The organism is Mesorhizobium album, assembly GCF_033977205.1.
Classification (GTDB): domain Bacteria; phylum Pseudomonadota; class Alphaproteobacteria; order Rhizobiales; family Rhizobiaceae; genus Mesorhizobium; species Mesorhizobium album.
On record NZ_JAVIIW010000015.1, the window covers coordinates 21,029 to 46,625 of the forward strand.

General features: G+C 63.8%; 27 protein-coding genes and 1 pseudogene. 16 read left to right on the forward strand and 12 right to left on the reverse strand.

Annotation, left to right across the window (positions count from 1 at the left end; all coding sequences use genetic code 11):
• Positions 1-22 precede the first annotated feature (22 nt).
• On the reverse strand, positions 23-784 hold the full coding sequence (locus tag RFN28_RS14515) for a DeoR/GlpR family DNA-binding transcription regulator (RefSeq protein WP_320288117.1): 762 nt from the start codon (positions 782-784) through the stop codon (positions 23-25).
• A 163-nt stretch (positions 785-947) separates the two neighbouring features.
• Here RFN28_RS14515 and RFN28_RS14520 point away from each other — a divergent pair, with 163 nt between their 5' ends.
• From RFN28_RS14520 to RFN28_RS14580, 13 genes and pseudogenes are all read left to right on the forward strand, one after another.
• Positions 948-1,748, forward strand: a complete 801-nt coding sequence (locus RFN28_RS14520) for a beta/alpha barrel domain-containing protein (RefSeq protein ID WP_320288118.1) — start codon at positions 948-950, stop codon at positions 1,746-1,748.
• A gap of 3 nt (positions 1,749-1,751) precedes the next feature.
• The gene (locus RFN28_RS14525; protein ID WP_320288023.1) at positions 1,752-2,702 is read left to right on the forward strand and encodes a PfkB family carbohydrate kinase; all 951 of its coding nucleotides are present in this window, start codon (positions 1,752-1,754) and stop codon (positions 2,700-2,702) included.
• A gap of 89 nt (positions 2,703-2,791) precedes the next feature.
• Positions 2,792-3,937, forward strand: coding sequence for an ABC transporter ATP-binding protein (locus tag RFN28_RS14530; RefSeq protein ID WP_320288024.1), 1,146 nt, complete (start codon positions 2,792-2,794; stop codon positions 3,935-3,937).
• A 122-nt stretch (positions 3,938-4,059) separates the two neighbouring features.
• Complete coding sequence (locus RFN28_RS14535; protein ID WP_320288025.1) at positions 4,060-5,307, forward strand: ABC transporter substrate-binding protein; 1,248 nt, start codon at positions 4,060-4,062, stop codon at positions 5,305-5,307.
• A 133-nt stretch (positions 5,308-5,440) separates the two neighbouring features.
• Positions 5,441-6,337 (forward strand): carbohydrate ABC transporter permease, encoded by an 897-nt coding sequence (locus tag RFN28_RS14540; protein ID WP_320288026.1) that lies wholly within the window; start codon positions 5,441-5,443, stop codon positions 6,335-6,337.
• A gap of 5 nt (positions 6,338-6,342) precedes the next feature.
• The gene (locus tag RFN28_RS14545; protein ID WP_320288027.1) at positions 6,343-7,185 is read left to right on the forward strand and encodes a carbohydrate ABC transporter permease; all 843 of its coding nucleotides are present in this window, start codon (positions 6,343-6,345) and stop codon (positions 7,183-7,185) included.
• A 62-nt stretch (positions 7,186-7,247) separates the two neighbouring features.
• Positions 7,248-8,069, forward strand: a complete 822-nt coding sequence (locus tag RFN28_RS14550; protein ID WP_320288028.1) for a sugar phosphate isomerase/epimerase family protein — start codon at positions 7,248-7,250, stop codon at positions 8,067-8,069.
• Between the two features lie 4 nt (positions 8,070-8,073).
• A complete protein-coding gene (locus RFN28_RS14555) occupies positions 8,074-9,150 on the forward strand; it encodes a Gfo/Idh/MocA family protein (protein WP_320288029.1) in 1,077 nt (358 codons plus the stop codon).
• Positions 9,150-9,968: a sugar phosphate isomerase/epimerase family protein gene (locus tag RFN28_RS14560; protein WP_320288030.1), complete on the forward strand. Its 819-nt coding sequence runs from the start codon at positions 9,150-9,152 to the stop codon at positions 9,966-9,968. The genes RFN28_RS14555 and RFN28_RS14560 overlap by 1 nt, the downstream gene beginning before the upstream one ends.
• On the forward strand, positions 9,968-10,786 hold the full coding sequence (locus RFN28_RS14565) for an alpha/beta fold hydrolase (protein ID WP_320288031.1): 819 nt from the start codon (positions 9,968-9,970) through the stop codon (positions 10,784-10,786). The genes RFN28_RS14560 and RFN28_RS14565 overlap by 1 nt, the downstream gene beginning before the upstream one ends.
• Positions 10,783-11,505 carry a ribulose-phosphate 3-epimerase gene (locus RFN28_RS14570; protein WP_320288032.1) on the forward strand — a complete coding sequence of 241 codons (723 nt, stop codon included), beginning with the start codon at positions 10,783-10,785 and terminating at the stop codon, positions 11,503-11,505. The genes RFN28_RS14565 and RFN28_RS14570 overlap by 4 nt, the downstream gene beginning before the upstream one ends.
• The gene (locus RFN28_RS14575; protein WP_320288033.1) at positions 11,505-12,542 is read left to right on the forward strand and encodes an ROK family protein; all 1,038 of its coding nucleotides are present in this window, start codon (positions 11,505-11,507) and stop codon (positions 12,540-12,542) included. Before RFN28_RS14570 ends, RFN28_RS14575 begins: the two co-directional genes overlap by 1 nt.
• Positions 12,535-13,616: pseudogene (locus RFN28_RS14580) on the forward strand (ABC transporter ATP-binding protein). Before RFN28_RS14575 ends, RFN28_RS14580 begins: the two are co-directional and overlap by 8 nt.
• A gap of 22 nt (positions 13,617-13,638) precedes the next feature.
• On the opposite strand, the gene RFN28_RS14585 reads toward RFN28_RS14580, so the two are convergent.
• Together RFN28_RS14585 and RFN28_RS14590 are read right to left on the reverse strand one after the other, a co-directional pair.
• Positions 13,639-14,199, reverse strand: a complete 561-nt coding sequence (locus RFN28_RS14585) for a DUF8737 domain-containing protein (RefSeq protein ID WP_320288034.1) — start codon at positions 14,197-14,199, stop codon at positions 13,639-13,641.
• 13 nt (positions 14,200-14,212) lie between these two features.
• Entirely contained in the window at positions 14,213-15,043 is an 831-nt protein-coding gene (locus RFN28_RS14590) for a class I SAM-dependent methyltransferase (protein ID WP_320288035.1), read from the reverse strand.
• Positions 15,044-15,123: 80 nt separating this feature from the next.
• Here RFN28_RS14590 and RFN28_RS14595 point away from each other — a divergent pair, with 80 nt between their 5' ends.
• Positions 15,124-16,080 carry a LysR family transcriptional regulator gene (locus RFN28_RS14595; RefSeq protein ID WP_320288036.1) on the forward strand — a complete coding sequence of 319 codons (957 nt, stop codon included), beginning with the start codon at positions 15,124-15,126 and terminating at the stop codon, positions 16,078-16,080.
• 158 nt (positions 16,081-16,238) lie between these two features.
• On the opposite strand, the gene RFN28_RS14600 is transcribed toward RFN28_RS14595, so the two are convergent.
• A complete protein-coding gene (locus RFN28_RS14600; RefSeq protein WP_320288037.1) occupies positions 16,239-17,144 on the reverse strand; it encodes a LysR family transcriptional regulator in 906 nt (301 codons plus the stop codon).
• Between the two features lie 107 nt (positions 17,145-17,251).
• On the opposite strand from RFN28_RS14600, the gene RFN28_RS14605 reads away from it, so the two are divergent.
• Positions 17,252-17,890, forward strand: a complete 639-nt coding sequence (locus tag RFN28_RS14605; protein ID WP_320288038.1) for a DsbA family protein — start codon at positions 17,252-17,254, stop codon at positions 17,888-17,890.
• Between the two features lie 32 nt (positions 17,891-17,922).
• On the forward strand, positions 17,923-18,531 hold the full coding sequence (locus tag RFN28_RS14610) for an NAD(P)-dependent oxidoreductase (protein WP_320288039.1): 609 nt from the start codon (positions 17,923-17,925) through the stop codon (positions 18,529-18,531).
• 259 nt (positions 18,532-18,790) lie between these two features.
• Here RFN28_RS14610 and RFN28_RS14615 read toward each other — a convergent pair whose 3' ends face one another.
• The 8 genes from RFN28_RS14615 to RFN28_RS14650 all read right to left on the reverse strand — a co-directional run bounded on the left by RFN28_RS14615 (position 18,791) and on the right by RFN28_RS14650 (position 25,552).
• Entirely contained in the window at positions 18,791-19,498 is a 708-nt protein-coding gene (locus RFN28_RS14615) for a GntR family transcriptional regulator (RefSeq protein WP_320288040.1), read from the reverse strand.
• Between the two features lie 118 nt (positions 19,499-19,616).
• Positions 19,617-20,363 carry an aspartate/glutamate racemase family protein gene (locus RFN28_RS14620; protein ID WP_320288041.1) on the reverse strand — a complete coding sequence of 249 codons (747 nt, stop codon included), beginning with the start codon at positions 20,361-20,363 and terminating at the stop codon, positions 19,617-19,619.
• A gap of 11 nt (positions 20,364-20,374) precedes the next feature.
• Positions 20,375-21,097 carry an ABC transporter ATP-binding protein gene (locus RFN28_RS14625; RefSeq protein ID WP_320288042.1) on the reverse strand — a complete coding sequence of 241 codons (723 nt, stop codon included), beginning with the start codon at positions 21,095-21,097 and terminating at the stop codon, positions 20,375-20,377.
• On the reverse strand, positions 21,094-21,873 hold the full coding sequence (locus RFN28_RS14630; protein ID WP_126095495.1) for an ABC transporter ATP-binding protein: 780 nt from the start codon (positions 21,871-21,873) through the stop codon (positions 21,094-21,096). Before RFN28_RS14630 ends, RFN28_RS14625 begins: the two co-directional genes overlap by 4 nt.
• A 3-nt stretch (positions 21,874-21,876) precedes the next feature.
• Complete coding sequence (locus tag RFN28_RS14635) at positions 21,877-22,863, reverse strand: branched-chain amino acid ABC transporter permease (RefSeq protein ID WP_320288043.1); 987 nt, start codon at positions 22,861-22,863, stop codon at positions 21,877-21,879.
• A 7-nt stretch (positions 22,864-22,870) separates the two neighbouring features.
• The gene (locus RFN28_RS14640) at positions 22,871-23,737 is read right to left on the reverse strand and encodes a branched-chain amino acid ABC transporter permease (RefSeq protein WP_320288044.1); all 867 of its coding nucleotides are present in this window, start codon (positions 23,735-23,737) and stop codon (positions 22,871-22,873) included.
• A gap of 81 nt (positions 23,738-23,818) precedes the next feature.
• Positions 23,819-25,021, reverse strand: a complete 1,203-nt coding sequence (locus RFN28_RS14645) for an ABC transporter substrate-binding protein (protein ID WP_320288045.1) — start codon at positions 25,019-25,021, stop codon at positions 23,819-23,821.
• A gap of 258 nt (positions 25,022-25,279) precedes the next feature.
• A complete protein-coding gene (locus tag RFN28_RS14650) occupies positions 25,280-25,552 on the reverse strand; it encodes a hypothetical protein (protein ID WP_320288046.1) in 273 nt (90 codons plus the stop codon).
• Positions 25,553-25,597 lie beyond the last annotated feature (45 nt).

The window sequence follows — 25,597 nt, forward strand, 5'->3', positions numbered from 1 at the left end:
GCGCTCAGGGACCGCGACGGGTTCAGGCATAGATCACCTTGGCTCCGGTCCTCTCAAGCTGGCTGCGTATTGGACCGGGAAGGCCATTGTCGGTGATCACCACATCGACGCCCGACAGCGAAAATGCCTTGGAGGTCCCGCTGACGCCCCATTTGCTCGAATCGGCGAGGAGGACGACGCGCCGGCCCATGCGAACGAGGTTTCGCTTCGTTCGCGCCACGTCTTCGTTCACGTCGACCACATCCAGCGACGAGTCGATCGCATGCGCTCCAACAAAGACCTGATGCGCTACCAGCCCGCCGAGCGCGGAGTCGGCATCGGTGATCAGCGTGCTCACAGTCTCGGGATAGACCCGACCACCAATCATGTGCACGTCGAGCCCGGGACGGTGCATCAGATGCTGCACGATATTCATGGCTGTGGCAGCGACCACAACATTGCTGAGCGGCGGTAACTGCATGGCAACCTGCATCAATGTCGAACCGCCGTCTAAGATGACCGATTGGTTGTCCTCAAACAGATCTACCGCCGCCCGGGCGATGCGTTTCTTTGCATCGAGGTTCGTTTGCATCCGCCGGGCGAATGCGGCCGATGTCGAATCGGTGGTCCGGGTCACCGCCCCTCCACGGGTCTTTGTAAGCAGTCCCTTGCGGTCCAGTATCTCGAGGTCGGAGCGCACCGTGACTTCCGACACGCCAAAATCGTCTGACAGGTCCTTCGTGCGAACCTGTCCGCTGCGTTGCAGCTCACCCAGGATCGACTGGCGTCTCTGCTCTGACAACATTGCCCTGCCCTTGCCTCCATGCGCCAAGCAACCGCTCCTGGCCTCGGCTCATCTTACCAAAAATATGCAAATTCGAAAGCTTTCGAAAGATTGCGTTTCCCGTTTCTTTCGCAAACACTGGGTCCAGTATTTCGAAATCAAACGATTGGGGAATTTTGCAGTCATGAGCCTAGGAACCAAGGTGCGCCTTGCGCGCCTCTTCTCGCATCCATCGGGGAAGCTTTTTGGCGGCGCGGTCGACCACTTTGTCGGCTATGGCGACGTGCGCAAAGGAGGTCTTGCCGACCTGCCGGGCGCGCTGGCGCGCGTCATGGTGGGCAAACCCGACTACGTCAGCATCCAGCCTGGCACCGCGCGCCATCTGTGGCCGCAATATGCGGGCAAAGCTTCTCTGGTGATCCAGGCGGGCTGCTTCACCCCGGACGATCGAATCAGCGAGCTGATTGCAACGCCCGAGGATGCGGTGCGCGCGGGGGCCGATGCGTTGGCCGTGGCCATTCCGGTGCGCGGCGCGACCGAGGGCAAGTACATACGCTGGCTGACCGAATCGGTGAATGCGGCCGCCCGCTACGGCATGCCGGTTGTGGCCCACATCTATCCCCGCGATTTCACCGACGGGGCGAAAATCGTCTTCACCCCTGACGAAATCGCCTATGCGGCGCGCATCGGCTACGAATCCGGCGTCGACGTGATCAAGATAGGCTACACGGGCGATTTCGAGTCGTTCCGGGAGACCGTTCGGACCTGCCCGGTGCCGGTTGTGATCGCGGGCGGTCCGAAGACCGATACGCTGCTCGGCGCGCTTCAGCAGACGGCGGACGCCATCCAGGCCGGCGCGCGCGGCGCCGTGGTGGGCCGCAATCTCTGGGGGCATGGCGATCCGGAGAAGGCGGCGCTCGCCTTTAGGGGGGTCATCCATGACGGCCTTTCGGCGCAAGACGCGCTGGCGAAGGCAGGTGCCTGAACGATGCCCACCGTCCCCTCAATCCTCGGCTTCGGCGCTATTGCGATCGACGACATCGTCTATGTCGATCAGCCGTTGTCGGCGGGCAAGGGGAAGGTCCTGGAAAGTGCCCGAGCTTTCGGGGGAAATGTCGCGACGGCCCTTGCCGCCGTCGCGCGGCTCGGCGGAACCGCCGGGTTCATCGGATGGCTGGCTACCCCCGCGGACGACGCCGTTCTGTGCGATCTCGTGGCGAGCGGCGTTGAAACCGCATTCGCACCGCGCCACCCCGACGCACGTCCGGTGCGCTCGCGGATCACCGTCGGCTCGGATGGAGAGCGGTTCATCGCGTATGACGACGAGGCGATGCTGGGCACCGCGCCGGACTTTCCGGACGAGGTCCTCAGCCGCGCGACTGTCCTGATCGTCGACAGCTATGCGATCCGGTCGATGGATGTCGTGGCCCGGGCTCGCGATCTCGGCCTTGCGATCCTCGGCGATATCGAATGGAGCAGAGGCCCTGAAACCGAGAGGCTGATCGCGCTCTGCGACCATCTCATTCTTCCCCTCGGCTTTGCGCGGATTGCGACGGGCCGCCGATCGCCCGCCGAGATGCTCGATGCATTATGGTCGCCGTCGCGGTCCGCCGTGGTTCTGACCGATGGCGGCAGGGGCCTCTATTATCGCGGACGCGACGAGACAGGGCTCTGGCACCTGCCGCCGCACCGGGTTGCCGTCGTCGACTCGACCGGCGCGGGCGACTGCTTTCATGGCGCCTATGCCCATGCGTTGACGCGCGGGGCCGACACCGCAGGCCGGGTGGCATTCGCGGCCGCGGCCGCGGCCCTGTCCATAACGGGGCGTGGCGGGCGCGAAGCGCTTCCGACCGACGACCAGGTCGTGGAACTGCTGACATCGATGAGCGCTCCGTCAGCGGTCGAACTGAAATACGCGCAGCTCGATACTGGAACATAGCCGAAACTATCCGAGGAAATATTTCGCAGACTAAAATAGGCCGATTATAGCTATAAAAATCAATGGCTTAGACTTGCGGAGGGAGGAAGATGGCAGATGTCATTCTGGAAAATATCTGCAAGACCTACGGGAACAATTTTCACGCGATCGACCAATTGAACCTTTCGGTCGAGGACGGCGAGTTCTTGATTCTCGTCGGGCCGTCCGGCTGCGGCAAATCCACCGCGTTGCGAATGATCGCGGGGTTGGAGGACGTCACAAGCGGCAGCCTTCGGATCGGCGGAATCGACGTCGTCGACATGCCGCCCAAGGACCGCGACATCGCGATGGTCTTCCAGAGCTACGCGCTCTACCCGCATATGACGGTGTTCGAAAACATCGCCTTTTCGATGCGGCTGGCGGGCAAGCCGAAGGCCGAGCGCAAGAAGCGCGTGGACGAGATCGCCAAAACCCTTCAGTTGACGTCGCTGTTGGACAGCAAGCCCGCGAACCTTTCAGGCGGACAGCGTCAACGGGTTGCCATGGGCCGCGCCATGGTGCGCGAGCCGGCCGCCTTTCTAATGGACGAGCCCCTTTCCAATCTGGATGCGAAACTGCGTGTTCAAATGCGCGCCGAAATCACCAGTCTGCAAAAGCAGCTCGGCGTCACGACCATATACGTGACCCACGACCAGACCGAAGCGATGACGATGGGGGACAGAGTCGCGGTATTGAAAGGCGGCGTGCTGCAGCAGGTCGACACCCCCAAGAGGCTCTATGAATCGCCGGTGAACGCCTTCGTTGCCGGCTTCATCGGTTCTCCTTCGATGAATCTTTTCGAGTCGACCTTCACGGGCGACGAACTGATGTGCGGCGCCTTCGCCATCCGGCTGCAGGATGCAGCCTTCGTGCGCAGGCCTGGCTTGAGGTCGTATGCGGGCCGCAAGGTCGTGTTCGGGATCCGGCCCGAGGACCTCTATGACAGCGGCCTCGAATCGGGCCGCAAGTATCAGACGATACCGGCAAAGGTGACCTCGATCGAAGAACTCGGATCCGAACATATCGTCCATCTCAACATCGACGCGGTCCGGGTGGACTCCGGCGATCCGGATGCGGTGCAAGATTTCGGCATGACGTCGAACGCGGTGGCGAAATTCGAACCGGTCAGCGCAGTCCGCTCCGGCTCTGAAATCCGCTTGGCCCTGGACGATACCAAGCTCCATTTCTTCGATCCCGAGACGCATCTGGCGATCTGAAGATGTGCGGCAGAGCCCGCGGGCGAGAGCGAGGCGCCTGCGAAAGATACTCGCAAGAAGGCTTCTGAATAGACCAGACGATCGTCCGCATTGTGCGGCCGATCTTAAAGAAGGAGGAGAAAATGACGTTTCGGATAAAACCCGCGATGCTGAAAATTGCCGCGGCTGCATGGTTGCTTGGCGCAACCGGCGCCATGGCGGACACGACGCTGGAATTCACCCAATGGTGGGAGCCTGAGCTGCCCGCAGGCTCCTTGCGGAAAATCATGGACGATTTCGAGGCTGCGAACCCCGGCATCAAGGTGACGCTGGTCAGCGGCCCCTATGCGACCACGCGAGACCAGATCTCGGTCGGAGCCGCAACCGGAACGCTCAGCGACGTCGTCGGTCTCGATGGCGCCTGGGTGAACAATCTGAACGCGCAGAATGCGCTGGCCGACATGAACCCGATGATGGATGCGAGCGGCTTCGACAAGACGCAGGTCGCCGATATCATCAAGGTGGACGGCAAAGCGCTGATGTTTCCAGTGGCCTCGTTCGTCTATCCGGTGTTCGTGAATTTGGACCTCGCCGCCCAGGCGGGCGTCACCAAGCTGCCGTCGACCCGCGCAGAGTTTCTCGAAGCCGCCAAGAAGATGACCCATGCCGACAAGAACCAGTATGGCTGGGTGCTGCCGCTGTCGCTGCAAACGCCGTCCGGTGTCCAGAACGACATGATGTCGTGGGTCTGGGCATCGGGTCAATCGATGATGGCGGACGGCAAGCCCGCTCTCGAAGGCAAACCGGTGGTGGACATGCTGACCTTCGTAAAGTCGCTCAATGACGCGGGCACCATCTCGCCCGGCATCGCCACCAAGACCGAACAGGAAAAGGTCGAGGAATTCGTCAACGACCGGGTCGGGATGATGATCGACTCACTCGCCCATGTGAACCTCATCCGCAAGCGCAATCCCAAGCTTAACTTCGACGTCATCCCGGTCCCGGTCGTGGAGAACTATAGCGGCAAGCGCGGCCTTCCTTACGCCTCCTGGGGCATCGGCATCTCCGCGGGCTCGAAACATCAGGAGGAGGCCTGGAAACTCGTCCAATACCTGATGAGTGAAAAGGTGAACGCCAAGCTCGTGTCGCTTGCCAACGCCTTCCCCGGCAACGTCAACGCCAAGCCCGATTTCGTGACCTCCGACAAGGCCTTCGGCAAGGCTTTCGAAATCTTCAAGACCGGTTACCTAGCCAACGAGTTCACGGGTCTGCCGGTGGCCGAAGACCTGATGACCCAGTTCGACGTCCAAGCCCAGAAGATGCTCGCCGGCGAGCAGTCTCCGGAACAGGCCGCGGGCAACGCTCAAAAAGGATGGATGGCGAAATTCTGATCGGCCTGTTTTACGATCTTCGACCGGGTGGCCTGACTTCGGGCAGGTCACCCGGTAACAACCCATCGGCAACGCGAGACGAACCTGTTTGCGAAGCTCACCTTCTCTTGAAGGCGTATCCCAAGGTTGGCATATGACCCGGCAGAAGCGCTCCCGTCACAGACTGAAACGAGCGGTCGCACCCTATCTCTATCTGTCGCCCTCGCTCCTGATAATCGGCCTTCTGATGCTGCTGCCGATGGTGACGGTGATTGCCTATTCGTTCCAGAACAGCGCGGTGCTGCGTCGCGACTCGTCCTTTGCCGGACTGAAACACTACCAGGCGATCTTCAACGATCCCGTGTTCTGGGCTTCGCTGTGGCATACGCTCTACTTCACATGCATGAGTGTCATCTTCCACATGACCATCGGCATGATCTTCGCGCTCATGCTGAACAGCGACCGCATCAATCCGACGCTGCGCAATGTCCTGCGCGTGCTCTACATACTGCCCTGGCTGTTCACCGCGGTGATCATTGCGGTGATCTGGCGCCTCCTGCTCGAGCCGAACGGTGTCGTGAACAGCATCCTCATGCAGATGGGCATCATCGGTTCCAAGGTCGAGTGGTTTTCCTCGCCCGAGACCGCGCTGCACGCCGTCACTTTCGCCAATATCTGGGCGGGCTACCCGCTTTTCATGGTCAGCCTGCTCGCAGGCTTGCAGGGCATTCCCAAGGATTTCTACGAGGCCGCCGATATCGACGGCGCGAGGGCCTACCAGAAGCTGATCTTCATCACCATTCCGCAGCTGATGCCGATCATCATCAGCATCTCGCTGCTCGACTTCATCTGGACCATGCAGGTCTTCCCGTTGATCTGGATAACCACGGGCGGCGGCCCGATCTACTCGACCGAGGTGCTGAGCACTTACACCTACAAGCTGGCGTTTTCGAGCTACAACCTGTCACAGGCGGCGGCAAGCGCCGTGATCATCCTGCTGATCTCTCTCGGCCTGACGCTGTTCTACATCCGTTATCAGAAGGCCCGGTAGTCATCATGAGGAAAAGGCACACGCCGAAAGACAGGCTGATCACCGTCGCGCTGCATGTCGCGCTTGCCGCGGGGCTGTTTTTCGCAGCCTTCCCGATCTACTGGATGCTGAGCAGCTCGTTCAAGTCGAATACCGAAATCTTTGCCCTGCCACCAACCATCCTGCCGAAGGCCTTCACGCTGGAAGCGTATGCAGCCATCCTTGGCGATCCGGTAAAGCTGCGCTTCTTCTTCAACAGCTACTTTGTGGCCGGAGCGGTGACCGTGCTGACGGTGCTGATCGCGTTGCTGGCAGCCTATGGGTTCAGCCGCTTCAATTTCCGTGGCAAGGGCAGCCTGAACACACTCATCATCAGCACGCAGACGATTCCGCCGATCACGCTTCTGATCCCCTTCTTCGGGCTTGTCGTCTCATATGGCATCTTCGACACCTACGTCGCGCTGATCCTCACTTACCTGGTGTTTACGCTGCCCTACGCGATCCTGCTGATGACGGGATATCTGAACTCCTTGCCCCGCGATCTCGATGAAGCGGTGGCTGTCGACGGCGGCACCAGTTGGACAGCTCTTTGGCGGGTGATCGTACCGATCTCGCTGCCTGGTATCGTGGCGACGTCGGTCTACACCTTCCTGTTGTGCTGGAACGAATTTCTCTTTGCGCTGACGCTGACGAAATCGACGTCTATGCGCACCGTCCCGATCGGCATCCAGCTGTTGATGGGGCAGCACGCCTTCGAATGGAATCAGATGATGGCGATGAGCGTGCTCGGCTCGCTACCGCTCTTGCTCATCTACCTCATTGCCCAGAGGTTCTTCCTCGCCGGCATGACAGCGGGCTCGATCAAGTAGATGTCCATCCCCTGGTAACGCAGAGCGACGTCAATGAATGGGCGGCATCAAGGAATGAAAGGATGAACGTGAAAGACCTCAAAGTCGGCTGCCAGACCTTCACCTGGGAAATGCTGGGAGACCGCTTCAAAGGCGGCCCCGACGACCTGCTCAAGGCGATCGCCGACGGCGGCTATGCCGGCATCGAGATCACCGACACGATGATCGGGCACTATGCCGGCAAGCCGGCGGAGTTCACCGCCGCGCTGAAGGCGGCCGGCCTGACGCTCGTCTCCTTCGCCTTCGGCTCGAAGAGCGGCTTCACGCTGAAGGACGAGATCGGCGCCGATCTCGACATCGCCAAACGCTGGATCGACTTCGCCGCCGCCTTCCCCGGCGCGCTGGTCTCGATGGGATCGGCGACCGTCGTGTCCGAAGGCCCGCGCGACGACAAGTTCACGATTGCCGCCGAGGTCTACAACAAGACCGGCGAGCTTGGACGCGAAGCGGGCGTGCAGGTGGCCGTGCATCCGAGCTCGCACCACAACACGCTGCTCTTCGATCGCGCGGACTACGATCGCATCTTCTCCCTGATCGACGCCTCGCTGGTCGGCTGGGTGCCGGACACCGGCCATATCTTGCGCGGCCGCCAGGACATGGCCGACACGCTCACCACCTATCGCGACCGCATCCGCTACGTGCACCTGAAGGATGTCGATGCAAGCGGCACCTGGGCGATGCTCGGCAAAGGCGTGTGCGACACGGCGAAGGTGATCGAGATCGCCGGCGCCGCGCCCAACTTCAACGGCTGGCTGGTGCTGGAGGAAGAATCCGAGACCGCCGCCGCCGATCCCGCCGGCGCGGTCAGGGCCAACCGCCGGACCATGCGCGGCTACGGGGCCTGAGGCGATGATCCGCAAACAAGACCGTCGGCTTCGTGTCGGTGTGCTCGGCTGCGGGCCGATCGCCCAGTTCGCGCATCTGGAATCCTGCGTGAAGGCCAGCAACGCCGACCTCTACGCGATCTGCGATGCGGCGCCCGATCTGCTCGCGCGCATGGGCGCGACTTACGAGCCGGAAAAAATGTATGGCGACTATGACGAGATGCTTGCCGATCCCGAGCTCGAAGCGGTGATCGTCGCGACGTCCGACGCCTATCACGTGCCGATGTCGATCAAGGCGCTCGAAGCCGGCAAGCATGTGCTGTGCGAAAAGCCGATCGGGGTTTCCGTCGAAGAAGGCGAGAAGCTCACTGAGGCGGTCAAGCGCTCCGGCAAGGTGCTGCAGGTCGGGCACATGAAGCGCTTCGATCCGGCGCTGGAAGCGGCGCGCGACTTCGTCCGCGACGAGATGGGCGAGATCCTGGCGCTAAAAGCCTGGTATTGCGATTCCACCCATCGCTACACCAACACCGACGCCGTGCAGCCGCTGCCCGTCACCAGCAAGCTGGCGAGGAAGCCGTCCGGCAATCCGAAGGCGGACTTGCGACAGTATTTCATGCTGGCGCATGGCTCGCATCTGGTCGACACGGCGCGCTTCGTGTGCGGAGAAATCACCGCTGTCCGCGCGCGCCTCAACGAGCGCTTCGGCGCCTATTGCTGGTTCGTCGAAACCGAGTTCGCCAATGGCGCGCTCGGCCATCTCGACCTCACCGTCGCCGTGCGCATGGACTGGCACGAGGGCTTCCAGCTCTATGGCGAGAACGGCTCGGTGATCGCGAAGACCTTCAATCCCTGGTATTTCCGGGCGAGCGAGGTCGACATTTTTTGCGAGAAGGATGCGACATCGCGCAAGCCGCTCGGCGCCGACGGCCATTTCTTCCGCCGCCAGTTGGAAGGCTTGGCCGACACGGTGCTCAACGGCGCGCCGCAGCGCGGCGCCAATGTCGAGGACGGGCTTGCCTCGATCCGCGCCATGGTGGCGATCGCGCGCTCGGTCGAAAGCGGCGAGCGCGTCGAGCTCGCCGGCGTCAGCGGAGCGGTCTGATGCAGGTCGGGGTGTTCGCCAAGACCTTTCCGGGCAGCGAGCCGGCCGGCGTGCTGGCCGCGGTGCGCGATGCCGGCTTCGCGGTCACCCAGTTCAACCTAGCCTGCGCCGGCCTGCCGTCGATGCCGGACGCGGTTCCGATAGAGACGATCCGCGCCATCGATGCCGCTGCCAAGTCTGCCGGCGTCGGCCTCGCCGCGCTGTCGGGCACCTACAACATGGCGCATCAGGACAGCCTGGTACGCGAGAATGGATTGCGGCGGCTGGCGGTCGTCATCGAGACCGCGGCCAGGCTTTCGATCCCGCTCGTCACGCTCTGCACCGGAACGCGCAACGCCGAGGACCAGTGGGCGCACCACCCCGACAATGCCGACCCGTCAGCCTGGGCCGACATGTCGAAGGAGATGGCAAAGGCGCTTCAGCTTGCCGAGCGCCATGGCGTCGATCTCGGCATCGAGCCGGAGCAGGCCAACATCGTCACCTCGGCCGACGACGCGATGCGGCTGATTTCCGAGATGGGCTCGAAGCGGCTGCGTATCGTGCTCGATCCCGCCAATCTGTTCGAACAAGCCAGCGCCGACAAAGCACGCGCCATCGTTGCCGAAGCGGTCGAGCGCACGGCGGGTCATGTCTCTCTGGCGCACGCGAAGGACCGTTTCGCCGACGGGCGCTTCGCCACGGCGGGACGAGGCGTCGTTGACTTCGCCGACTTCATCGCTCGCTTGAGGGCCACCGGCTTCGACGGGCCGCTGGTGACGCACGGGCTCTCGGCCGAGGAAGCTCCGGGTGTCGCGCGCTTCCTCAGGGAGCTGGTGTGATGGGCTCGCTGCTCCGCGACGGCGCGACGCTCCAAATGACCGACACCGGCGACGGTCTGCCAGTCGTCTTCCAGCACGGGCTGGGCGGCGGCGAGGCGCAGGCTGCGCAGACTTTTCCCGCCGGCTTTCGTCGCATCACGCTGGAATGCCGCGGCCATGGCGGCTCCGGGCTCGGCGAGCGGCGGCCGTTCTCGTTCGAAATGTTCGCCGATGACGTGCTTGCCGCCGCCGATAACGCCGGCCTCGGCCGCTTCGCCGCCGGCGGCGTCTCGATGGGCGCGGCGATCGCGCTTCGTCTCACCTGTCGTCATCCGCAACGTGTCGCCGGCCTCGTCCTGGTGCGGCCGGCATGGACGTTTTCGGCCGCGCCGCAGAACATGCAGCCGATTGCCGAAGTCGCCGGGCTCATCCTCGAACACGGGACCGACAAGGGGCGGACGATCTTTGCGCAATCGGAAACCGCCACGCGGCTCTATCGCGAGGCGCCCGACAATCTTTCCTCGCTGCTCGGCTATTTCGACCGGCCCGACGCCAAGGCATTCGCGCAGGTGCTTGCCGACATCGCCAGCGACGGTCCGGGCGTCTCCGAGCGCGAGGCGGCCGCGCTAGACATTCCTGCCCTTGTCGTCGGCAACGCGATGGATGCCGTGCACCCGCTGTCGAGTGCTTACGCACTCGCCGCCGCGCTGCCCGACGCGGTCTTCGCCGAGATCACGCCGAAGGCGCGCGACAGCGCCAGGCACTTCAGCGAGTTGCACACCGAGATCGCCTCCTTCCTGCAATCCCATTCGAAAGTGCGGAGCCTCATTTCCTCATGACCAGCAAACCCCTCTCCGGCCCCGCCGCCATCGCAGCACTTCCGCGCCACCGCCTCATTGGCGAATTCTCGCTGTGGTCGGCGGACCTCGCCAATATGGAACGCGACCTGAAGCGCATCGAAGCCCATGCCGATATGCACCATATCGACGTGGCGGATGCGCGCTTCACCCCCGGCTTCCTGTTCTTCCCCGACATGGTGGCGCGCATCGCCAGGCTGACGGCGAAGCCGATCCATGTGCATCTGATGGTCGAGGCCGAAATCGTCGAGGCGCAGACGCGTCAGTTCATCGAGGCCGGCGCCGATCTCGTCACCGTCCACGCCGAAAATGGCGAGGCAGCCTTGCGCGCCGTGAAGCTGGCGCGTGAGCTCGGCGCTGAGGCGGGCGTGGTGCTGCGGCTGGAGACGCCGGTCTCCGCCATTGTGCCCTTCTTGCCGGACGTGGCCTTCGTGACGCTGCTTGGCACCTCGATCGGCGTCAAGGGCCAGAGCCTGTCGGAGCAGGCCTGCCCGCGGCTGATCGAGGCGCGGGCGCTGATCAGGCAGGCCGGCCGTGAGGCCGACATCCTGCTTGCCGCCGATGGCGGCATCCGTCACGACACGGTGCCGCTGCTGCGCGCCGCCGGAGCCGACACCGTGGTGCTGGGCTCGCTCGCCTTCGGCGATCCCGACCTCGCGCAGCGCATAGCCTGGCTGCACGGACTGAAGGCCGCCGCCTGATGAGCACTCTTGCGCTCGCCTTCGATCTCGGCGGCACGGAGCTGCGCGGCGCGCTGGTGGAGCGCAGCGGCGACGTCGTGGCGCGCGTCTCGGCGCCGACGATGGCCGGCGCGGGAGCGGAAGCGGTGATCGGCCAGATCATCGCGCTGGCGGACAGGCTGCTCAACGAGCATCCGCAGGCAAGGGTCATCGGCATCGGCGCATGCGCGCCGGGCCCGCTCGACCCCAAGGCGGGCATCGTCATCGGGCCGCCGACGCTCGCCGGCTGGCACAATGTGCCGCTGATCGACATCTTAAGCCGGCAGTTCGGCCTGCCGGTGCGGCTGGAGAACGATGCCAATGCCGCGGCGCTCGGCGAATGGCGCTTCGGCGCCGGGCGCGGCGCGGGCTCGCTGGTCTTCGTCACCGTGTCGACCGGCATCGGCGGCGGCGTGGTCGCCGACGGTCATATCTACCACGGCAGGCGCGGGCTCGCCGCCGAGATCGGCCACATGACGATCACCGGCGAAGGCGACCGCTGCTTCTGCGGCAATGTCGGCTGCTTCGAAGCGGTAGCCTCCGGCACCGCGCTCGGGCGCCGGGCGACGCGGCTCACCGCGCCGGGCGACGGGTCGCTGCTCAGGCGGCTTTCCGGCGACGGGGACGTCTCCGCCCGCCATGTCGTCGAGGCCGCGCGGGCGGGCGATGCGGCGGCTCGCGAGCTTATCGAGGCGGAGGCGCGGTGGCTGGGCATCGGCTTCACCAATCTCCTGCATCTCTATTCGCCGGACCTGATCGTGATGGGCGGCGGCCTGTCCAACGGTTTCGACCTTCTGGCGCCGGGGATCAGGGCGACAGTCGAGCAGCGGGCGATGCAAGCCTATCGCGATGTGCCGATCGTGCCCGCCGAGCTCGGCGACCGCGCCGGACTGGTCGGCGCGGCAAGCCTGATCCTGTGGGAGGGCGAGCCGGGCACGGCGCTAGCGATGGGGCAGGACGAGGAGACGAAGAACGGCGCCGGCGGACAATCCGGCGTCAGGGAGGCAAGCCATGGCTGAGCTCAGGCTGCGCGGCGTGCGCAAATCCTACGGATCGGTGGAGATCATCAAAGGCATCGATCTCGATGTCGCCGACCGCGAATTCGTCGTCTTCGTCGGCCCGTCCGGCTGCGGCAAGTCGACCTTGCTGCGCATGATCGCGGGACTGGAGAAGATCACCGCCGGCGACCTCACCATCGACGGCGCTCGCGCTAACGACATCGACCCGTAGGAGCGCGGGCTCGCCATGGTGTTCCAGTTCTACGCGCTCTATCCGCATATGAGCGTGGCGGAGAATTTGGGCTTCGCGCTCAAGATCGCCGTCGTGCCGATGCAGGAGCGCGAGCGCAAGGTCAAGGAAGCGGCCGACGTGCTGCAGCTTGCGCATCTGCTCGACCGGCGGCCAAAGGCGCTGTCGGGCGGCCAGCGTCAGCCCGTCGCTATCGGCCGCGCCATCGTGCGCAACCCGAAAGTCTTCCTGTTCGACGAGCCGCTGTCCAATCTCGACGCCGCGCTTCGCGTCAGCATGCGTCTGGAGCTGATGCGCCTGCACGAGCAGCTGAAGGCAACGATGATCTATGTCACGCACGACCAGATCGAAGCCATGACCATGGCCGACAAGATCGTGGTGCTGAACGGCGGCCGCATCGAGCAGGTCGGCTCGCCGCTCGACCTCTACAGCCGGCCGGCCAACATTTTCGTTGCCGGCTTCATCGGCTCGCCGAAGATGGACCTGGTCAAGGTGAAGGTGGTCTCGGCTGCATTGGCGTCAGCCTGCCGGGCGGCAGGACGCTCACCGTGCCTGCCGATGCGGGCGGCGCCAAGGCCGGCGAAGAGCTTTTGCTCGGCATGCGGCCGGAGCATCTCAAGATCGTATCCGACGGACCGTTCAAGGGACAGGCAGCACTCGCGGAGCGACTCGGCAGCCTGACCATCTTCCATATCGAAGTCGCGCCCGACGTCTCGCTGGTGGTGCAGGCCGAAGGCGGCGACGCCACGCCGCTGCACACGCCGATAGCGCTCGATATCGCGCCATCGGCTTGCCATCTGTTCCGCACCGATGGGCCCACGCTGACGCCGCTTCGTTCGGCTTGATCCTACTGCAAGTACACCGAGATCATAGAGCGGATGAAGGAGAGCGGAGGGAACTGAGCCCGCCGCCTGCTTCCTGGTCGCCGGCGCCCGGCAGGGCCTTGGGCTGAGGACGCGCCAGCAAATAGAAGGCGGCGACATGCGTGATCATCAGCAGGGGGACATAGAGGATCGGGATCGCGTAGGTGGCGCCCAGTTGTCCCGCAAGGTCCGGAAGGCCGAGCACGGTGCCGTGGTAATAGTCGACGACAAGGTCGACCGTCCCCACCAGGTTGAAGGCGACGACGGACGGCCAAAAGATCGTGGGCCGCCTAACGGCAAGCAGCGCCAGCATGGCCAGCAGTCCGGTCGCGAAGTCGCCATAGGCGGCAAAGGCAGCGAAGCCGGCGGGCAGGTTCGGACCAACCACGCCCGGAAGCAGGAAGACCAGCCCGAAGAAGCGGAAGCTGTGCAGCGTGGCGATCGCGCGCTGCGCCTCGACGCCGTCCATGAGCTTGAGCCTCGGCCAAATGTATGCGCCGAAGCAAAGCAGCCACGGCACATAGCCCAGGACGAGATGGATGTTGAAGATCGTCGCCGGCGACATTTTCTGTCTCCTTTCAGCTCTTGGCTGGAACGGCTTCGAACACGGCGGTGAGGACACCCACCCGGCCTTCCATGAGATTGCGGCCGAGATTGGTGGCGAAATCCGCGAAACCCGACCCCATGACGACGCCGAGATTCAGCGAAGGCGGCGGTCCAGATGCCCGCAGCTCTGCGAACCAGGCCTTCGCAGCCGCGGTGTCGTCCTGCTGGACAAGCGTGGCGAAACCCGCCTGCTCGATCGCCTCGCGCGTCGCGGCGACCGAAAGCAGAAAGCTCTCCCCCGACGTCTTTGCCCAGGGAACGGGATAGTGCGGATCGCCGCCGTTCAGCACCACGTCGAAGGTCGCGAACTTTCCGCCTGGCTTCAGAACGCGCCTTATTTCGCGATAGAGCCGAGGCCGGTCGGCAATGTTCATCGCCACATGCTGCAGCAACACGACATCGAAACCGCCGTCATCGAGCGGAAGCGCCAGCGCGCTGCCGGCCCTGAACGACACTTGTCCGCCCTGCCCGGTCCGTCCGGTCAGATACTGCGCGGCTTCGACGAATGGCTCGCTGAGGTCGATACCCACGATGTCGCAGCCGTAGGTCGCGGCGAGAAACCGGGCCGGACCACCCACCCCCGACCCAACGTCGAGGACCGACATGCCGGCCGTGATGCCGGCCAATTTGGCAAGCTCCGCGGTCGCGGCGAGCCCGCGAGTGTGGAACTGGTCGAGGGTCGCCAGTTGCTCGGGCTTCAACCGCTGCTCCTCAGGCCCCAATACAGCCAGCGCCGTCTTCAGTCGCTCGGTCAGGCCGGTCGCGCCGTAGTGATCGCTTACGCGATCGATGTCGTCGCTCATCGTCATTTTCCTCCAGGCTTGTCACGACAGACATAGGACGCCTTTCGGCCGGCAACCATCCGCGATAATGTCGATAGGCTATGAAGCAGAACTTCACAGTCCGGCACGGCGCACTCGACGGCGTCGAGGCGTTCCTGAGCGTCGCCAGGCACCGCAATTTCCGCAAGGCGGCGGCGGAGCTCAACGTCACGCCGTCGGCGATCAGCCAGGCGGTGCGGACATTGGAAGCACGCATCGGGGCCGCGCTCTTCACCCGCACGACGCGCAGCGTCGGCCTGACCGAAGCCGGCGAGCGCTTCTTCGCGCGCGCCCGGCCCGCATTCGAGGAATTGATAGCCGCAAGCGAGATCGCGCGCGAAATCGGCCAGCGGCCGGCCGGACTCTTGCGCCTCTCGGTACCGCCAGCGGTGATGCCGATCGTGCTGGAGCCGATGATCGCGTCCTTCTGCCAAGCCTATCCAGAGATCGAGCTGGAGATTGTTGCAAGCGGCGAGCTGGTCGACCTGGCAGCCGAGGGATTCGACGCTGGCATCCGGCTCGGCGATCTCATCGCTGCCGACATGATCGCGGTTCGACTGACACCGCCATTCCCAATGGTCGTTGTCGGCAGTCGCGACTATTTACGCGACCGAACGATACCCGAGCGCATCGAGGACCTGCGCGATCATGCCTGCCTGCGCATGCGTCGATCGAATGGTTCAGTCGCGCCGTGGCGCTTCGTCAAAGGCAACAAGACGATCGAGGCAATCGTCACCGGACCGCTCATTGCGCACGACTACCCCACGCTCCTTGGCGCCGCGATCCAGGGCGCCGGCCTTGCCCAAGTGCCCAGTCCGATCGCCAGGTCGGCGATCGCGGACGAGCGGTTGCAGGAGATGCTCGGTCCCTATGCCGTGACCTCGCCAGGGATCTTCCTCTATTACCCGGAACGGCATCAGGTTCTGCCAAAGCTGCGCGCATTCATCGACCACATCAGGCGTCAGGACGGCGCCGCGGCTTCCCGAAAACGGCCACGTGGGCGGCAGGGTCAGTCCTGACGTATCGGACAAGTCTTGGCTAATGGGGCTTCCGGGCCGCTGCGAGCATCTACTCCCTGGCACGCCAGGAAAGGAACCTGCGGATCTCGTCCCGTTTGTCTTCCGACGTGTTCCCTTGCTGCCGACCGGAGCGGTCCAGCGGACCGGCTCTGAGCACCTCATCGTCCTGCCCGTTTCCTTTCTGCGGCCGCCAGGAGGTCGACGAAGGCGCGCACCTTGGCCGGCCTATAGCGAGCTGGCGGAAATACGGCATGGATGCCGCCGGTGGGCAAGGCCCAGTCGGCGAATACCCGCACAAGACGACCTGCGGCGATTTCGTCCTCGACAGCGAAATCGGGGAAGATGCCGAGCCCGATGCCTGCGAGCACGCACGCCTGCACGGCCGGCGTCTTGTCGCAGACGACGATCGGATTGAGTTCCGTCAGCACCGTCTCGCCGTCCTTCGAAAACAGCCATTGGCCAACGCCGCGCAGCTGCGCATTGGCGACCCATGGCAGGGATTTCGCAAGCCTGGGGTTAGCATTTGGCGGGAGGCCGGCGGCAAACCTGGGTGTCGCGACGACGACCTGCTCCAGGGTTCCCAGCCGCCGTGCCTGGTTGCTGGAATCGGCAAGCCAGCCGATGCGGATGCCGAGGTCGATCTGCTCGTCGACCAGATTGCTGATGGCGTCGTCGAAGATCGCCTCGACCTTCATCTTCGGATATTTCCTCAGATATTCGGCAATGGTCGGGGCCACCACTTTCGCACCGTAATCGAGCGACGTGGTGAGACGCAGCGTTCCCGTCGGCTTGCCGGTGCTTTGCGAGATGTCGCCATAGGCGGCTTCCGCCTCGCGCAGGATGATGGCCGCGCGATCGTAGAACAGACGCCCCTCCTGCGTCGCGGTCACGCGCCGTGTCGTCCGCCGCAGCAAGGTCGCGCCGAGTTCCTCTTCCAGCTTGCTTACCTGATGGCTGACCACGGCCTTGGCGACATCGAGGCGGTCGGCGGCGGCGGTGAAGGATCCGGTCTCCACGACGGTGGTGAAGTAGACGAGCCGGTTGAGGTTCAGAAGGTCGGCCATCGGTAATTGTCTGATCTGATCGGACAGTTTGTATGATTGATCGCGGTTTTTCGCAACCGGCCAAACTGCCATCTAGCCCGGAGATGACGTACCCGGACGAGACGGCCATGACCAACGCCACCGTGACCTATCTTTTCGACCCGCTTTGCGGCTGGTGCTACGGCGCCACGCCGATGCTGGACAGGCTCGCGGCGGGAGGCGTCGAGCTTGACCTGCTGCCGACCGGCCTGTTCTCCGGCGCCGGCGCCCGGCCACTGGACGCGGGCTTCGCTGCCCATGCCTGGGCCAACGACCAGCGCATCGAGCGGCTGAGCGGACAGGTTTTCAGCCAAGCCTATCTCGATAATGTGCTCAACGTGCGCGGCACGCTGCTCGATTCCGGCGCGGCAACGCTCGGCATCAGTGCGGCCGGTCTCGAGGATCCTCGGCGACGGCTCCCGGCCCTGAAGGCGATCCAGCACGCCCGCTATGTCGACGGCCGCGACATCGTCACGCCGAGCGGTGTTGCCGCGGTGCTGGCCGACGCCGGCATGGCGGACGCGGCAAGGCTCGTCTTGGCCCCAACGGACGACCTGCTTGGCGCCGACCGCGACCTGGTCGGGCGCGGACGCGCTCTGTTCCAGAGGCTCAATGCCAACGGCGTTCCATCGCTGGCCGTCATCCGCAACGATGCGGCGCGCCTCATCGGCTCGAACGCGCTCTTCGGCAGCTACGACAATCTCGTCGCCCATCTCCAGGCGGCCTGATCCCGATCCTCCCCAAGCAGAAAGGAACTTCCATGAAGATCGCACTTATCGGCGCGTCCGGCCAAGTCGGCTCGCGCCTGCTCAAGGAACTCTCCGATCGCGGACACGCCATCACCGCAATCGCGCGCAACCCGGAGAAGATCGCTGCACTGCCTGGCGTCACCGCCGTGAAAGGCGACGCCTTCGACAAGGACGGCCTCGCCTCGCTGATCAAGGGGCATGACGCGGTGATCAGCTCGGTGCATTTCACGGCCAGCGATCCCGACACGCTGATCGCGGCGGTACGGGCCTCGGGTGTGAAGCGCTACCTCGTCGTCGGTGGCGCCGGCAGCCTCGAGGTCGCGCCGGGCAAGCGCCTGGTCGACACACCGGAATTCCCAGCTATCTACAAGGGCGAGGCGCTCAAGGGCGCCGACTTCCTGGAAAAGCTGAGGACGGTGAACGAGCTCGACTGGACCTTCCTGTCGCCGTCGGCGCTGTTCGTGCCCGGCGAGCGGACGGGAAAGTTCCGGCTGGGCAAGGATACGCTTCTGACCACCGACAAGGGCAGCAGCATCTCCTTCGAGGACTATGCCATCGCCATGGCCAATGAGATCGAGAAGCCCGAGCACATCAGGCAGCGCTTCACCGTCGGCTACTGAGGCGGCGAGGTTTCCGATTTACAGTGGCGGTCCGCCGGAGCGGCGGGCCCACTAAAGCGCTTCGCGCAGAAACGGATTCAGGCGACGCGCTTTAGATCTTTGTTTTGATGCATGTCGTTTTCGCAAAACCGCTGCACACTTTTGCGCGACATGCATTAAAGCGCATCGCGATCTTTCAGATTCGCTTGATGCGCTTTAGGTTTTTGATTTTACGCATGTCTTTATCCCGAAACCGGTTCCCACTTTCGGGAGACATGCTTTAGACGCGCAGCAGATCCGCCAGGCTGTCCGATTTCTCCACCTTGTCGGTGAGGTCGAGCCCGGACAGCAGATCGACCAGATGGCTGTTCATCAGGGCCGCTGCATCAGCGCTGTCGCCGGCCTCGATCGCGTCGACCAGCGCGTGATGGGCGTGCTTCTCGCAGGTCGCGTCGCGGCGCTTCCAATAGAGCGCGATGATCAGCGAGGAATGCGAGACGAGGTCGCGCACGAAGTTGGTGAACACCGAATGCGCGGCGATCTCGGCGATGCCGACATGGAAGCGCGCCGACAGCATGATGGCGTCGCTGTCGCGGCCGGCATGCAGCGCCTCGTGCTCCTTCTCGAGATGCTTCCGCAGTTGCACGATGTCGGACGGCACCGCCGCCTTGGCGGCGAGCGCCGCCACCTTGGGCTCGATCAGCGCCCGCGCCTCGAACACCTCACGCGCCTCGACCTTCGAGGGCTGGGCCACGAAGGCGCCGCGATTGGGCTCCAGCCGCGCCAGGCGGTCATGGGCAAGGGCCTGCAGGGCAGCGCGGACGACGGTGCGGCTCACCGAATAGATCGAGGCGAGCTCGTCCTCCGGCAGCTTGGTGCCCGGGGCGAGACGATGGCTCACGATGGCATCCCTCAGCCCATAGTAGATCGGCGACCAGCGCGCTGCCGGCCTGTCGTCGCGATCGTCTTCCCTGAGTATCGTCAACATGCTTTCAATGCGCAGGCCCGATCCGGCCTGATCTGCCCCCAAATCGCCAGCAGCCCGTCCAATCTAATGGCGCTCGCGCCCCGGTCAATCCCGAGGGATTCGACCTCCACGACCGGCGCTAGCCGTGCGAACCGGCGCCTAGCGGCGAGGCCGAAGCAAATATGCCGGCGAAACGCTTGCCGCGGGGGGCGGCATAGCCGCCGATCTTCGACGTCCGCAAGCCGACCCTGAACAGGCCTTCGGCCAGCGTGACCGCGCAGACGACGCCGTCGAGCACCGGAACGCCGTGCTCTTCCGAGAGGCTGTGCGCGAGATCCGCCATGCCGGCGCAGCCCAGCACGATCGCCTCGGCCTGATCCTCTCGGATGGCGCGCGCGATCTCCTCCGATATCCTGTGTCTTGCGTTCGAGCCCGGCCGTTCGAGTTCGAGCACGGCGACTTCGGACGAGCGCACCTTCGCGCAGCGCGAGGCGAGGCCGTATTTCGCCAGATTGTGCTCGATGGCGGGAACCGAGCGGGCGAGCGTGGTGACGACGCTGAACCTGCCGGCGACCAGGCTGGCGAGATGGAAGGCCGCCTCGCCGATGCCGATGACCGGAGCCTCGGTGGCGCAGCGCGCGGCATCGAGCCCGGTGTCGTCGAAACAGGCGATGACATAGGCATCCGCAGCCGGCGCCTTACCCATCTCGGTGATGATACCGGGGATGGCGAAGACCTCGTCGAAATAGCCCTCGATGCTCGGCGGACCGTCGGCCGGATTGACGGCCACGATTTCGGTGCCCGAGGACGCGACGCTTTCCGCCGCCTTGCCGATCTTGGCGGTCATCGATTGGGTCGTGTTGGGGTTGATGACGAGTATGCGCATCAAAATCAGCCTCAGATCTCGCCGCCGAGATAAAGACGCTTGACCCGGTCGTCGCTCAGCAATTCGGCGGAGTTGCCGCTCAGCGCGACGCTGCCGGTGGTCAGCGCGTAGGCGCGCTGCGAGATGCGCAGCGCCATGCGAGAGTTCTGCTCCACCAGGAGAACGCTGACCTTCTCGTCCCGGTTGATCGCGACGATCGAGCGGGCGATGTCCTGGACGAGCTTGGGCGCGACACCGAGCGACGGCTCGTCGAGCAGCAAAAGCTTCGGCTTCGCCATCAGCGCGCGGCCGATGACCAGCATCTGCTGCTCGCCGCCGCTCATCGTGCCGGCAGCCTGCGAGAAACGCTCCTTCAGCCGGGGGAAGCGCCCCAGCACCATCTCCATCGAGGCAGCGATCTCAGCCTTACTGGAGCGTGTGAAGGCGCCCATCAGGAGGTTGTCCCTGACCGTCATGTAAGGGAAGACGCGGCGCCCCTCCGGCACCATGGCGATGCCCATCTTGACGATCTCGTCAGGGGCGGCGCCGTCGATGCGCTTGCCGCTGTAATGGATCTCGCCCGACCTGATCTTGCGCAGGCCGGTGATGGCGCGAAGGATCGACGACTTGCCGGCGCCATTGGCGCCGATCAGGGCGACGGTCTCGCCTTCATTGACCTCGAGCGAGACGCCCTTCAGCGCGTAGACATGATCGTAATAAAGCTCGACACCGGCGAATTTCAGGATCTGGTTCATAGGCCGATCGCCTCGTCTTCGCTGCCGAGATAGGCTTCAATGACCTTCTCGTTGGCCTGGATTTCCGGCGGCGTTCCCTCGGCGATCTTCTGCCCGAAATTGAGGACCACGATGCGGTCCGAGATCTTCATCACGGCCGGCATGTCATGCTCGACCAGCAGGATGGTGAGGCCGAGATCGCGAAGGCGCCGCACCATCGCCACCATGCGCATCGTCTCGTCGTGGTTCATGCCGGCGAAAGGCTCGTCCAGCAGCAGGATCGACGGGTTCGTGGCGAGGCCGATGGCGATGCCAAGCGCCCGCAAATGGCCGTGCGGCAGGTTGTGGGCGGTCTCGCCGGCAAGCGAGGCCAGGCCGAGCAGCGCCAGGATCTCGTCGGCCGATTGGCCGAAGGCCGCCTCGTCGGCCTTGGCCGTGCCCGTGCCGAGGAAGAAGCCGAACAGGTTCGCCCTTGAGCGCAAATGGTGAGCGATAATGACGTTGTCGCGCACGCTCATATTCTTGAAGATCGTCGTTTCCTGAAAGGTTCGCACGACGCCCTTGCGGGCGGCGATGTGCGGCGCGAGGTTCGAGATACGCTCGCCCTTCAGGCGCACTTCGCCGGATGTCGGCCTGAGGAACGACGAGATCAGCTTGAACAGCGTCGATTTGCCGGCACCGTTGGGGCCGATGACCGAGAGGATTTCCTTCTCGCGCACCGAGAAGGAAACGTTGTTGACGGCGACAAGACCGCCGAAGCGTTTCGTCAGGCCTGAGACTTCGAGCATGTCAGCCATGGCTCAACCCTTCCGGCTCGGGAGGGCGAGGCTGAGCAGCCCATTGGGTAAGACAAGCATCAGCACGATCATCAGGCCCGAGTAGATCAGGAGCTGGAACTCGCCGGTCTGGAAGAGCAGGTCCCAGCCGAAATAGAGCACCAGCGTGCCGAGCATCGGCCCGAACACGTAGCCAAGACCGCCGAGGAAACAGTTCAGCATGAAGTTGACGGAATCGGTGACAGTGAAACTCGACGGATAGATCGATTGCGAAATGGCAGCGAAGATCGCGCCGGCGACACCGCCGAAGAAGGACGAAACGGCGTAGGCGATGACACGCAGATAGGCGATGTTGACGCCGATGGACGAGGCCAGTTCCTCGTTTTGCTGCAGCGACTGGCAGAGCTTGCCGATACGCGAATGAACCAGCCGGTACATCACCGCGAAGCAGACCACCATGAGCGTGACCGCCAGCAGGTAGAAGGCCAGGCGGGGATTCTGCACCGTGGCGAAATCGGGAATGATGGTGAGGCCGAAGACCGAGAGCGCGCCGGGCAGCGGGATGCTGACGATGCCCTTGGCGCCGTTGGTGATCGGCAGTGCCAACGCCAGGAGCCGCGCGACCTCGGTCAGCGTCAGCGTCACCATGGCGAAGTAGACCCCGCGCAGGCGCAGGATCGGCAGGCCGATGAGCACGCTTGCTGCCGCGCAGAACAGGCCTGCGACCGGCAGCGTCGGCCAGAACGACCAGCCGTGGTTCATTACGAGGATGGCCGACACATAGCCGCCCATCAGCGCATAGGCGCCCTGGCCGATATTGATCCGGCCGATATAGAAGGTGAGCCACACGCCGGCGCTGGCGATGCTGAGCAGCGCCACGGAGGTAAGCGTGTAATAGAGGTCGGTGCGGCCGCTCGCCGCGATCAGAACCGGCACGGCGATAAAGACGATCGCCAGGAAGACAGCGACCGAGGCGATCTTCACGCTGAGCATCATGGCAGGATGCGTCATGGCACGATCAACCCCACGGCTTGCCCATCAACCCGTTGGGGCGGATCGACAGGAACACCATCAGCGCAGCAAAGATGGCGAGGTAGGTGACGTCACCATACTGACGCAGCACGGTAAGGCCGATCGACTCCATCATGCCGAGAATGAAGCCACCGGCGATGGCGCCGCCCACGACGCCGGCGCCCCCGATCATCACCATCAGGAAGGCCTTGATCGAGATCGGCCCGCCGATGCCGGAATTGACGCCGGTAATTGTGACCAGAAGGCCGCCGACGATGCCGGCCAGCATGGCGCCCATGGCAAAGCCGATCATCGAATAGCGATCGACCTTGACGCCCATCAATTGCGCGGCGACGCGATCCTGGGCCAGCGCCCGCATGGCTCGCCCGACCCGGCTGTACTGCATGTAGAGGACGAAGGCCGCGATGAAGATCAAAGCGAGGGCGCCGACGACCAGACGGTCGTAAGGCATGATGATGCCGCCCTCGTTGAAAACGCCTTTGACGATCTTGGGAACGCCGCGCTGCTTCTCACCGAACAACAGCAGGATGACCGCGTCGAAAAAGAAGGCTGTCGCCGCGGCGAGCAGCATCGTGCTTTCCTCGCGCAAGCTGCGCCTGATGACGGTGCGGAAGAGGAATTTCTCCATCAGCGCGCCGATCACGGCGAGCGTCACACCGGACGCCAGCAGCGCCACGACGAAAGGCAGGCCGATCTGGCCGTAGATGGTGTAGGTGATGAACCCGCCCAGAACATACATCTGCCCGTGGGCGAAATTGAGCACGTTCATCAGGGCGAAGATCAGGGTAAGCCCCAGCGCGATCAGCGCATATTGGGCACCGAGATACAATCCGTTGGCGATGACCTGTTCCATAGAGACCTTCGATCATCCGCGGGGTCCGAGCATCGCCCGGACCCCCGGCATTCGGGAGGAAGTAACCTTAGGAACCTAACCCTAGTCGACGGAGCCGACGAACAGGGTCTGGAAAGCACCATCCTTGTATTCGTTGACTACCATCGGCACGGCGAGCTGTCGCTTCTGGCCGAAGGAGGTCGAGCCGACATAGCTCAGCTTGGCGTCGCCCTTCAGGAAGGGATTGGGCGCCGAGAACGTGTCCATGGTCTTCTTGAATTCCGCGACGTCGTTGATTGCCGCCGGATTGGCCTTCAACGTGTCGAGGATGTATTCGAGCGCATAGACCTTGGTGTTGGACTCATCGTTGTACTCGCCGAACATCTTGGTGTAGCGGGCGACGAACTCCTTCATCTCGTCGGACGCGATTTCCGGCGTGGAGGCACCGCCGACGGAGATGAAGCCGTTGGCGTATTCGCCGGCACCCTCCTGAAGAACCTTGGCGTCCTGCGCCGTTTCGGTCGAGATCAGGCCCTCATATCCAAGTTCTCGGGCGGCACGGATGAGCAGCGGCGCGTTGGCCGGCGCGACACCGGACAGCACCAGCAGGTCGGGCTTCAGCGCGACGATCGGCGTCAGCACCGGCGTGAAGTCGCGGGTGTCGTTCTGGTAGGTGTCGTTCTGGGCGACGACCTGAAGCCCGAGCGCCTTGGCCGCCTCGACGCCGCTGTCGCGCTGGCTGAGCGGATCGGATTCGTTCGCGGCAACAAAGGCAATCGTCTTCACGCCCTTGTTTTCCTTGAGGAATTTGTAGATCGCCGGGCCCGACTGATAGTTGGCGATCATGCCGAGCACGGCATTCGAAGCCGGCTTCTGGTAGAGCGCCTTCGGGAAGGCATAGGGGAAATAGATGATGCCGTTGGCCTCGGCGACGGGGCGCACCGCGGCGGCGCCGTCATCGACATTCGGCCCGACGACATAGTGGATGCCTTCCTGCGCCATCTTCTCCATGCCGGCGATGGCGCGCTTGGGGTCCTTCTGGTCGTCGAAGGTGACGATGTTGATGTTGTAGGTGTCGTCGCCGATCTTGACGCCGCCTTTTTCGTTGAGCCAGGCGGCGCGCGTCTGCATCGAGCGCACGTTCGACGTGCCCCAGGCGGCGGCGGGGCCGCTGGTGACGCCAACGAAGCCGATTTTCAGTTCCTTGTTTCCGGCTTGCGCGGACGGGATGGCAATAGCGGCAATGGCCAGGGTGGAGACGGCGCCAAGCACCATCGATTTCAGAGTCGAGCGTCGGTTGATCATCTGCGGTTCCCTTCTGGTTATCGCGCCTTGTGTTTTTCGTTGGATGGCGCGGATAGCCTAAGGGAAACCGCCTGCGACAGATTGTCAACATCTTTCTTAATTATTGTATACAATATTTGGATCAGGTGTGTGCGATGGCTCGCAGCTGTGCGCAGCGCAACCGCCGACATCAGGCGGGCACGCCTCGGCGAACCCGATCAGCACATGATGGAGAGGGGCAAAGCAGGCGCGCCTTATCGAGGCCGGGCCTGTGAGCGGCTATTTTCCGCAATGATGGTCGTTGATCTTGTTCAGCGCGTTCGCATCCGGCCCCGTGCGGTTATAGGAGCAGGCGCCCGCCGCCGTGGTCACCAGCATGGCATCGTAATAACGCGGACCGCCGAACAGGATGTCGATGAGGTCGCCTTCGGCCGGAACGTAGCGTTCGCGCTCGACCAGCCGGTCATGATACCGGTGGCCTGCGAATGCCGGGGCGGATACGCCAATGGCCGTGGCCAGAACGAGAGCGGAGATAGCAAGGTATTTCGTCATCGGCGACACCCTTCTGCCCATACCGATTACCAACATATCCAAAAT

Excerpts from the sequence above, each read along its gene's own strand:
- RFN28_RS14515 (WP_320288117.1), bottom strand. The coding sequence starts at position 784 with ATGTTGTCAGAGCAGAGACGCCAGTCGATCCTGGGTGAGCTGCAACGC.
- RFN28_RS14520 (WP_320288118.1), top strand. The coding sequence starts at position 948 with ATGAGCCTAGGAACCAAGGTGCGCCTTGCGCGCCTCTTCTCGCATCCA.
- RFN28_RS14525 (WP_320288023.1), top strand. The coding sequence starts at position 1,752 with ATGCCCACCGTCCCCTCAATCCTCGGCTTCGGCGCTATTGCGATCGAC.
- RFN28_RS14530 (WP_320288024.1), top strand. The coding sequence starts at position 2,792 with ATGGCAGATGTCATTCTGGAAAATATCTGCAAGACCTACGGGAACAAT.
- RFN28_RS14535 (WP_320288025.1), top strand. The coding sequence starts at position 4,060 with ATGACGTTTCGGATAAAACCCGCGATGCTGAAAATTGCCGCGGCTGCA.
- RFN28_RS14540 (WP_320288026.1), top strand. The coding sequence starts at position 5,441 with ATGACCCGGCAGAAGCGCTCCCGTCACAGACTGAAACGAGCGGTCGCA.
- RFN28_RS14545 (WP_320288027.1), top strand. The coding sequence starts at position 6,343 with ATGAGGAAAAGGCACACGCCGAAAGACAGGCTGATCACCGTCGCGCTG.
- RFN28_RS14550 (WP_320288028.1), top strand. The coding sequence starts at position 7,248 with ATGAACGTGAAAGACCTCAAAGTCGGCTGCCAGACCTTCACCTGGGAA.
- RFN28_RS14555 (WP_320288029.1), top strand. The coding sequence starts at position 8,074 with ATGATCCGCAAACAAGACCGTCGGCTTCGTGTCGGTGTGCTCGGCTGC.
- RFN28_RS14560 (WP_320288030.1), top strand. The coding sequence starts at position 9,150 with ATGCAGGTCGGGGTGTTCGCCAAGACCTTTCCGGGCAGCGAGCCGGCC.
- RFN28_RS14565 (WP_320288031.1), top strand. The coding sequence starts at position 9,968 with ATGGGCTCGCTGCTCCGCGACGGCGCGACGCTCCAAATGACCGACACC.
- RFN28_RS14570 (WP_320288032.1), top strand. The coding sequence starts at position 10,783 with ATGACCAGCAAACCCCTCTCCGGCCCCGCCGCCATCGCAGCACTTCCG.
- RFN28_RS14575 (WP_320288033.1), top strand. The coding sequence starts at position 11,505 with ATGAGCACTCTTGCGCTCGCCTTCGATCTCGGCGGCACGGAGCTGCGC.
- RFN28_RS14585 (WP_320288034.1), bottom strand. The coding sequence starts at position 14,199 with ATGTCGCCGGCGACGATCTTCAACATCCATCTCGTCCTGGGCTATGTG.
- RFN28_RS14590 (WP_320288035.1), bottom strand. The coding sequence starts at position 15,043 with ATGAGCGACGACATCGATCGCGTAAGCGATCACTACGGCGCGACCGGC.
- RFN28_RS14595 (WP_320288036.1), top strand. The coding sequence starts at position 15,124 with ATGAAGCAGAACTTCACAGTCCGGCACGGCGCACTCGACGGCGTCGAG.
- RFN28_RS14600 (WP_320288037.1), bottom strand. The coding sequence starts at position 17,144 with ATGGCCGACCTTCTGAACCTCAACCGGCTCGTCTACTTCACCACCGTC.
- RFN28_RS14605 (WP_320288038.1), top strand. The coding sequence starts at position 17,252 with ATGACCAACGCCACCGTGACCTATCTTTTCGACCCGCTTTGCGGCTGG.
- RFN28_RS14610 (WP_320288039.1), top strand. The coding sequence starts at position 17,923 with ATGAAGATCGCACTTATCGGCGCGTCCGGCCAAGTCGGCTCGCGCCTG.
- RFN28_RS14615 (WP_320288040.1), bottom strand. The coding sequence starts at position 19,498 with ATGTTGACGATACTCAGGGAAGACGATCGCGACGACAGGCCGGCAGCG.
- RFN28_RS14620 (WP_320288041.1), bottom strand. The coding sequence starts at position 20,363 with ATGCGCATACTCGTCATCAACCCCAACACGACCCAATCGATGACCGCC.
- RFN28_RS14625 (WP_320288042.1), bottom strand. The coding sequence starts at position 21,097 with ATGAACCAGATCCTGAAATTCGCCGGTGTCGAGCTTTATTACGATCAT.
- RFN28_RS14630 (WP_126095495.1), bottom strand. The coding sequence starts at position 21,873 with ATGGCTGACATGCTCGAAGTCTCAGGCCTGACGAAACGCTTCGGCGGT.
- RFN28_RS14635 (WP_320288043.1), bottom strand. The coding sequence starts at position 22,863 with ATGACGCATCCTGCCATGATGCTCAGCGTGAAGATCGCCTCGGTCGCT.
- RFN28_RS14640 (WP_320288044.1), bottom strand. The coding sequence starts at position 23,737 with ATGGAACAGGTCATCGCCAACGGATTGTATCTCGGTGCCCAATATGCG.
- RFN28_RS14645 (WP_320288045.1), bottom strand. The coding sequence starts at position 25,021 with ATGATCAACCGACGCTCGACTCTGAAATCGATGGTGCTTGGCGCCGTC.
- RFN28_RS14650 (WP_320288046.1), bottom strand. The coding sequence starts at position 25,552 with ATGACGAAATACCTTGCTATCTCCGCTCTCGTTCTGGCCACGGCCATT.